Source organism: Acetobacter malorum (assembly GCF_001580615.1).
GTDB lineage: Bacteria > Pseudomonadota > Alphaproteobacteria > Acetobacterales > Acetobacteraceae > Acetobacter > Acetobacter malorum.
Map to the genome: position 1 here is coordinate 102,818 of NZ_LHZC01000045.1, position 7,834 is coordinate 110,651.

7 protein-coding genes and 1 tRNA gene are annotated in these 7,834 nt (G+C 56.8%); 2 read left to right on the forward strand and 6 right to left on the reverse strand.

Features of this window, described 5'->3' with window-relative positions:
• Positions 1-6: 6 nt before the first annotated feature.
• The 3 genes from AD930_RS06160 to efp all read right to left on the reverse strand — a co-directional run bounded on the left by AD930_RS06160 (position 7) and on the right by efp (position 4,491).
• Positions 7-2,961 carry an ATP-dependent DNA helicase gene (locus AD930_RS06160; RefSeq protein WP_061505506.1) on the reverse strand — a complete coding sequence of 985 codons (2,955 nt, stop codon included), beginning with the start codon at positions 2,959-2,961 and terminating at the stop codon, positions 7-9.
• Between the two features lie 93 nt (positions 2,962-3,054).
• Positions 3,055-3,885 (reverse strand): inositol monophosphatase family protein, encoded by an 831-nt coding sequence (locus tag AD930_RS06165; RefSeq protein ID WP_043550719.1) that lies wholly within the window; start codon positions 3,883-3,885, stop codon positions 3,055-3,057.
• Positions 3,886-3,924: 39 nt separating this feature from the next.
• Positions 3,925-4,491 (reverse strand): elongation factor P, encoded by a 567-nt coding sequence (gene efp, locus AD930_RS06170; RefSeq protein WP_043550522.1) that lies wholly within the window; start codon positions 4,489-4,491, stop codon positions 3,925-3,927.
• A gap of 155 nt (positions 4,492-4,646) precedes the next feature.
• On the opposite strand from efp, the gene AD930_RS06175 reads away from it, so the two are divergent.
• Positions 4,647-4,736 (forward strand) — tRNA-Ser (locus tag AD930_RS06175).
• A 351-nt stretch (positions 4,737-5,087) separates the two neighbouring features.
• Complete coding sequence (locus tag AD930_RS18175) at positions 5,088-5,399, forward strand: helix-turn-helix domain-containing protein (RefSeq protein WP_061500064.1); 312 nt, start codon at positions 5,088-5,090, stop codon at positions 5,397-5,399.
• 303 nt (positions 5,400-5,702) lie between these two features.
• Here AD930_RS18175 and AD930_RS06185 read toward each other — a convergent pair whose 3' ends face one another.
• From AD930_RS06185 to AD930_RS18070, 3 genes are all read right to left on the reverse strand, one after another.
• Positions 5,703-6,512 carry a hypothetical protein gene (locus AD930_RS06185; protein WP_061505507.1) on the reverse strand — a complete coding sequence of 270 codons (810 nt, stop codon included), beginning with the start codon at positions 6,510-6,512 and terminating at the stop codon, positions 5,703-5,705.
• Entirely contained in the window at positions 6,509-7,342 is an 834-nt protein-coding gene (locus tag AD930_RS06190) for a P-loop NTPase family protein (protein ID WP_061505508.1), read from the reverse strand. The genes AD930_RS06185 and AD930_RS06190 overlap by 4 nt, the downstream gene beginning before the upstream one ends.
• Positions 7,343-7,576: 234 nt before the next feature.
• Positions 7,577-7,834 (reverse strand): hypothetical protein (locus AD930_RS18070; RefSeq protein ID WP_167375144.1); only part of this gene is annotated, 258 nt, incomplete at its 5' end.

The following is a 7,834-nucleotide window of genomic DNA, read 5'->3' on the forward strand; positions in this document are numbered from 1 at the left end:
GCGATTTTATAAAAACGCTCTGATTTCCCGCGCTGCATCTGCCAGCCCCAGACGCCGGACTTCTGCTCCGGGGGGAAACGCTGACAGCAGGCGAGAGGGCGTGCGACGGTCCAGCAGCACAAAAACACCTTTGTCTGACTGGCTTCTAATCAGCCGCCCAAAGGCCTGCCGTAACCGCAGGCGTGCAATCCCGTCATCATATCCCGTGGTGTCACCTCCTGAGAGGTGAATACGGCGTTCTCTGTGCAGAATGTCCGGACGCGGCCACGGCACCCGCTCAAACACAACCAGACGCAGGGCATTGCCCGGAACGTCTACCCCGTCACGCATGGCATCCGTGCCCAGCAGGCAGGCATGTTCTTCTGTGCGGAAAATATCCACCAGCGTTGCATTGTCCATCGCGTCCACATGCTGGGCGTAAAGCGGCAGCCCCTGATCTTCCAGCGCCGGGGCGATGCGACTATGCACGCCGCGCAGCCGGGAGATGGCGGTAAACAGGCCCAGTCCGCCGCCCCCAGAGGCTTCAAACAGAGTGCGATAGGCTGCGGCCAGATCGGCAATGCTGGCGTGGTCCACATCCGTGACAATAAAGGTGCGCGTCTGCCGGGCGTAATCAAACGGGCTGGTCAGGCTGGCGCGAATGGCCGGGGAGGGGAAGTGATTGGCTCCGGTGCGGGCTTCCGCCGCCTCCCATGCGTGTTCCGCTTCCTCAGTTTCCGGCTCACCCTGTCCATGCGGTGTGTCTGACTGATCGCGCAGCGTGGCGGATGTAATGAGCATCCCCTGCGCAGGCATCGCCATGACGGCGGCAAAAGGAATGGTCGGGTCCAGCCAGTGGCGGTGGAGGCCAACATCATGTTCGCCGGGGCGCTGCTGTTGCCGCCTGTCCAGACGGATGAAGTGAATATGGGTTGGCGTGGTGTCGGCTGGCGGCGGCTGGTCCAGAGCATCCAGCATGGAAGTCCATGCATCCAGCCGCGTAATGGCGCGCCGACGCAGGCCGCGCACCATCGCTTCAATGCGGCCACGGGTCACACTATCCAGAGAGTCGGCATCATCCTGCAGGCGGGCCTGAAGGCGTTCCGCAAGTGTGCGCAGGGGTTCAGCAATCCGGCTGAGTGCACGCGCCAGCGCTTGCCCGGATGCTGTGAGGTCCGGGATGAGGGGATGCAGATCACATTCCAGTGCGCCATACTGATGCGTCTGCCGACGGTCCTCGCTCCGGGCCAGCACTTGTTGACGGAGGAGACGCAGAAAGCTCTCGGTCGGGTTTTCCAGAACTGGTTCCGGAAGAATGGGCTGAGGTGGGAAAAGCGCGTCCGGGTCGTCAATCGGGGGCGGTTCTGGCGGGAATGTCTCGGACGATTCAGCATCCGCCAGTCTGGCGGACCAGCCGGGAGCGGGCAGGGCATGGGCCGCCATGAGGGCTGCATCCAGCGGGGATTCCAGCTTGGGAAAGCCCACGACCAGATCGTCCAGCCGACGTTTCAGACCACGGGCACGCGAGCGACGACCTTCAGCCCCCAGCAGCCAGCGACGAAGTTCGGCGGCTTCCAGGCCGGAGAGTTCGGCGGAAAATGCCCCATCGGCGGCGTCGGCCAGATGATGGCCTTCGTCAAAGATATAACGGGAGGGGGGGGCGTCTTCTTCTGTTTCTTCGGAGTTGTCGCCCATGGCGGCCTGTGCATACGCCGCCTGCGCCATGACCAGCGCATGGTTGGCAATGACCAGATCTGCCTCCCGTGCCCGGCGGATGGTGTGTTCCACAAAGCAGCGCTGATAATGCGGGCAAGCCCCGTGAATACATTCGCCACGCCGGTCCGCAACGCCAAAGACGCTTCCCTGCCCATACAGATCGCCAAACCAGCCGGGCAGATCGCCCCCTAGCAGATCCCCATCCGCAGTAGCGCGGGTCCAGCGGGCTAGCATGGCAAGGGCGATGGTCACACCTGCCGGGCGGGAGGCGGCGCTATTGACGGCCTCTTCCATGTTCAGCAGGCAGAGATAATTTTCCCGACCCTTACGCAGCACAATATGGTGGCGTCGTGTCGCGTCATCGGGGAAAAGCCGATGCGTTTCCTGTTCAATCTGGCGTTGCAGATGGCGCGTGTAGGTGCTGATCCACACGCTGCCGCCATTGCGTTGCGCCCAGACGCTGGCGGGGGCGATATAGCCGAGGGTTTTGCCTGTTCCCGTTCCGGCTTCCGCCAGCACGACCGCAGGATTGCCGCGATGAGTGCGGGGTTCAAATGCTGCCGTGGAGACACTGGCAAAATCAGCCTGACCAGCCCGGCTTTCCGAGCCTTCGCCCAGCAGGGTGCGCAGTCGTGTGCGGGCTTCTGCGGGGGTAATAGGGTGCGAGGCTGGCGGCGGGCGTGGGGCGACATCTTCCCATTTAGGCAGAACGCGCCAGACGCGCAGGGCGTCTCCCGGTTGCAGAGCGTCTTCAGGCAGATTGCCCTTGCCGTCGAGCTTGTCCGGCAGGCCCAGTGTTTCCCCTACGGTGCCAGCCCATGGCCAGCCAGCCTGTGCCAGCCGGACGGTCAGAGCAGCCAGCATTTCACCAAAAGGCCCGGATTTCTGGCGGCCAAGTTCAGCCAGCATGATCTCGACCAGTAAGGGGAGAAGGTCCGCTTCGGCACGGCCAATCCGGTCCTCTTCCACTCCAAGCGCCAGAGCCAGCCCGCGAGGTGTGGGGGCGGCGGTTCGGGCCGGATAGACAAAGGTGAAGAGTTCCAGCAGGTCCAGCCAGGGGGAGGGCTGGCCCGGAGGCGGCAGGTCCAGCTTGCGTGCAACCGAAGGTGCGTGAACCACCAGCGGGCAGGGCATGCTGTCCAGCCGGGCGCGGAGTTCTGATGCGGAGAGTGTAAGAAACTCGCCGTCTTCTGTCAGAAGGGAGAAGCCACGATGGTGCGCCGTAAGGGCGGGCGCGTCGTGCGCAGAGGGGAAGGTCGCCTGCATGGAGGTTCCACCTTACGCAATCTGCGGTGTGTGGCTAGGGGGTGTTAAAAAAGGGAGCCAGTTCAGGCTGAGCAGGCTCCCTTCTGGAAGGCTTTAGGAGGCGTCTTTCAGGCTGTCTGCTACAATTTCCAGCAGCTTGCTGTGCATGTAGCCATTGCCTGCCACGATCATGACATCGTCCGGCATGTCATCCAGATCCAGCCCGGCCGGATCTGTAACCTGACCACCTGCTTCACGCAGAATCAGGATACCGGCAGCGCAATCCCACGGTTTGATGCCGAATTCCCAGTAGCCTTCGTATCGGCCAGCTGCGACCCATGCGAGGTCCAGTGCGGCTGCGCCAAAACGACGGATACCGGCAACGCGCGGCATGAGGTTCCCCATAACGCGGGCAAACGGCAGACGCTGGCGGGCGGGCACTTTTGCAAACGGGATACCGGTTGCAAAAACGGCTTCCTGCATGTCCCGACGGGCAGAGACACGGATGCGACGTTCGTTAAGGAACGCGCCTGTGCCTTTTTCCGCCCAGAACATTTCGTTAGCAGCCGGGTTGTAGACCAGAGCGGCAGCCAGTTCGATCTTGCCGTCGGGCAGCCGGCGCTGGAGGCCAATGGAAATGGCCCAGTGCGGGATGCCGTGCAGGAAGTTGGTGGTGCCGTCCAGCGGGTCCACAATCCAGCGCCAGGTCCAGTTATCACCACCGGATTTGCCAGATTCCTCCATCAGGAAGGCATAGCCCGGGCGAGCCCGTTCCAGTTCTTCACGCAGGGTCTGTTCTGCACGCAGGTCTGCCTGAGAAACAAAGTCACCCGGCCCCTTGATGCTTACCTGAAGCTGCTCGACTTCATTGAAATCGCGCAGGAGACGCTTTGCTGCCTTCTGGGCGGCAGTTTGCATCACCATCATGACGGGGGAAAGACGCATGGCCACTATGTTTTGTCCTGTCTGGAGTAATGCGGAAGATCAGTCTTTGGCGCGTTCGACGTAAGAGCCGTCTTCAGTCCGGACGACAATGCGTTCACCGGCTTCAATGAAGGGCGGCACCATGGTCTTTACACCATTGGAGAGTTTGGCGGGCTTGTAGGAGGAGCTGGCCGTCTGGCCTTTAACCACCGGATCAGCCTCAACAACTTCCAGCGTGACCTGCGGCGGCAGATCGATGCCTACCGGGTCGCCTTCCACAAGGTGGATGTTGATGGTCATGTTGTCCTGCAGGAACGGTGCCTGATCACCCAGCAGAGCAACCGGAATCATGGTCTGCTCGAACGTTTCAGGGTCCATCAGCACGAGGGATTCACCGTCGGTATAGGAATAGAGATATTCCTTGTCCTCGGTCATCAGGCGCTCGACACTGTCAGCTGTACGCCAGCGTTCGTTGGTTTTGTTGCCCGTCTTGAGGTCGCGCATTTCCACCTGAATGAAAGCGCCGCCCTTGCCGGGGGTAATGATCTGCTGTTTGAGCACCGTCCAGCGACGGCCATCATGCTCGATGACCTGTCCGGCCCGGATCAGGTTCGCCTGCTGTTTCATAACTCGTCCCTGAATGGATGGATGTAAGGACCGGGCTTTTACAACTCCAAACGTCTTAGAGCAAGCCGAGTAGAGAGAAACAACCCAGACAAAAGCCATTTTCACCCGCTGGACAGGCAGCGCGAGCCTAGTTATAAGGCTCTCAATCTGATGCAGGAAGGGTGGCCGAGTGGTTGAAGGCTCCAGTCTTGAAAACTGGCGTGCGGGTAACCGTACCGTGGGTTCGAATCCCACCCCTTCCGCCATCAGATGATAAATTTCCTAGTAAAAACAGATATTTATATACCTTCTTCTGGTTGGTCCCATCATACATCCCACCTTATGGTTTGCGGTTTCCTGCGGCGTCGGGCGGCTTAAGAACCGCTCCTGACAATTTATGTTGGCAATAGGGGCTGGGCTCTGGTAGAACAAAACGAGATTTTGCTGAGGAGCTTTATCTTTAACTACCCTTCCATGTCATCCTCATACCTTCCCAACGAAGATAACTTTTCAATACGACATCTCCCCAAGACAGCTCCGATCACCTGATGCTCCTCAGCATGGTGGTTTCGACAAGATGGCTGGTTGTCAGCCGTCAGGCTTGAGGAGTGCGTATCATGCACGGTACAGACATATCGGTCCCAAAGGGGCTGTTCGTTACGCGGACGGAGGCGGCGGAAATTCACCTCCGTTGCCACGTGAAAACAATCGATCGTTATGTCGCCGCGGGAAGGCTCCCCAAATACAAATTCGGGCGCAAAACACTGTTTTTACTGGCCGATGTTTTGGCACTTATAAAATGCGTGGGTGTTTTGCCTCCCACCTCCGGCCGTGGGCGGGCATGTGCTCCTTTTCTGTCTTTGGATATGGTGACTTTCATTGCTTTGAGCGTTGCCACTTTGTGGATAACGTTCTTTCTCTTTCATTAGTGAGATAGCTTTGGAGCGACATGGGGACGTTTCTTTGATGTCTGTCCCCGTGGTTGCCTTTCAGGCGAGGACTCCTCTTCTAAGTGCATTATGCGGAGAAATTTTGGACATTACCTGAGAAAATAAAAGTAGTTAAAATACTCAGGATTTTGTGCATGGATACAAGAGTAGGATCTCATAAAATTCTGTTTTAATTATTTATACTTGAAAAATAGTCCACAAATAAGCAGGCGTGGGGATTACACGTTTGTATCCCCCGCATGGCAAGCTCATATCAAGCTTAAACTATTAAAAATGCTGAATTCAGTTCCCCGCAATCGCGTTGACGGCGTCTTGCGATCCGAGAGTTATTTCAATTGAACAGGAACGCCGATAGGGCGGCTGTTGGCTCATGCGGATCGTCCCACGGCATTGATCGCGCATGTCCTCAGTGAATGGACTGCTCTTTATCACGGCAGCCCATGAAATAATGGAGGACGGTGCCTGCGTCATGGCACTCTGGAATTCCGCGACTGCAGCATCATGCTTATGGGCAGCGATGACGACTCCGGTTGCATGCTTCTCAGCCTGTGCGACCTTGTTTTGGGCTTCTTCCCTCTCCTGATCAATCTGGACGCTTGCTGCGCTTACGGTCTGGGCCATTTGGCGACTCATGGCGTCCTGTTCCATGACAACTCCCCCCAAAAACGAGGAAAAAATCATTCCCCCCACAAGCAGGAGCCGGTATCCTGGTCGCCTGAGAAATGGAAGCACATCGGCAGCCAGTTCGAAGAAGATGGCGAGCATTCCATGCGGGTCTCCCACAACATGACCTTCGAGGGTCTTTGGCGGAGGAGGGGGTGTGGAAGAATGTTTCGTAAGAAGAACAGAAATCTGAGTGATTCGGTAGACGGCTTCCTGCAGCCTCTGTAGCGTCTCCTCTTGCCGGCTTTCGTTCTCTTCAAAACGGGCTGCCAGTGCCTCGAATAGACGATCTGTGGCTTCTACCCAGGCATGAAGTGGATCTCCAGGTCTGATACCGGCCTGTTCCGCCTTGCGGCGATACTCCTCCAGCGCGGCGGAGAGTTCGGAAAGAGGGAGTTGAGTGTTGCGTGGGGTGATGGGCGATGTCATGTGAACTGGCCTTCCGCTGGTATCCAGGGCAGATCAACATCAGCTTCGCGAAAACGTTCACCAACTGTCCGAAGCCACTGAACCAGCATCTGACGTTTGATGGGGCCCAGAGGTGGTATATCGACAGATTGCCGGTTCTGAACGGCCTCATAAAATCGCAGACGTTTTCGGTCGATGCCCGGTGCCGGCAATAGGTCTGGGAGCGAGATCATACGTGCTCCACGTTTCAGAACGTCTCCCAACTGTCTACTGCGCATGATCGTTTCAAAGGCAACTTCAACAGACTGAGAAGAAGGTTTTATGAATTCGTTTAAAACTACAATCGTTTTTTCTGGGCGGAAAAGACCATCTTCCTCAAGGCTCGCCAGATAAGCAAGATAATCCAGATCGGCTCCTAGATGGTGAAAAAGGACAGGCTGGATAGCGTAATCACGAAAAAAACCGACGAGATCAAGACGGAGAGCGAGATTTTTTAAAACAAGATCACCACCCCCAAAATCTAGAATCAGATGATATTTTTCTTCAATTTGACGTTCTAGAATATCCTCCAGGAATGTCATGACATCCTTGTCATCGGCGGTTCGAGGTGCTTCAACCAGATTAGGATAGAATGCCGTCAGTGTGGCATTTGTTCTGTCTAGATCAGCTATTTTCAGAGATAATCCAGATCTTTCGATCCACTCTGCATGCAGTCGGGCATGTGTGCTTTTGCCGGTTCCTCCCCGCCCCGCAAAGATCAGGCAGCAGGGGGTGATGGCACTCTTCTGGGCAAGACTGGTTTTTAGTGTGACTGGCACTTCATGGTCTGGAACGGGTTTAATAGTTTTCATGGCTTCCCTCCGATTTGGTAGAGGGTGCATTATTTATGCCGTGAGTCCATCTTCTTATTTTGCATCATCTCGGATGGTAAAAGAGTTTTTTATCAGATTAAAACAAATGATATATGATCCATTAGTGAAAACCATAGACGCCTGAGGACGCAGGACGACGCAGAAAGACGCAAGATTTTTGGAAAGAAGATTCAGAAAAATACAGAACCTGACAGAATGGTTATGGAATCACATTTAAGTGATGCTGTCCTCAGTGAGGGGCCGGGGGCGTTGGGCAGTCGTCCGGGAGAGATTCTCCCGAATGCGCTGCAGGTCGGGGTGAAGATCAACAGGCGAAGACAGATCTTCTTCTACAGGGCGGGCTGGTGTTGCCTGAACAGTGCGACGGTCGAGTTGTGGGCGGTAATGCTGGACCGGACACAGCGCTGCCTGAGCGACCTTTTTCTGGGCGCGGACCCGCTGCCATGCTTTCCGGGCGGTCTCAAGCGTCGG

Excerpts from the sequence above, each read along its gene's own strand:
- AD930_RS06160 (WP_061505506.1), bottom strand. The coding sequence starts at position 2,961 with ATGCAGGCGACCTTCCCCTCTGCGCACGACGCGCCCGCCCTTACGGCG.
- AD930_RS06165 (WP_043550719.1), bottom strand. The coding sequence starts at position 3,885 with ATGCGTCTTTCCCCCGTCATGATGGTGATGCAAACTGCCGCCCAGAAG.
- efp (WP_043550522.1), bottom strand. The coding sequence starts at position 4,491 with ATGAAACAGCAGGCGAACCTGATCCGGGCCGGACAGGTCATCGAGCAT.
- AD930_RS18175 (WP_061500064.1), top strand. The coding sequence starts at position 5,088 with ATGCACGGTACAGACATATCGGTCCCAAAGGGGCTGTTCGTTACGCGG.
- AD930_RS06185 (WP_061505507.1), bottom strand. The coding sequence starts at position 6,512 with ATGACATCGCCCATCACCCCACGCAACACTCAACTCCCTCTTTCCGAA.
- AD930_RS06190 (WP_061505508.1), bottom strand. The coding sequence starts at position 7,342 with ATGAAAACTATTAAACCCGTTCCAGACCATGAAGTGCCAGTCACACTA.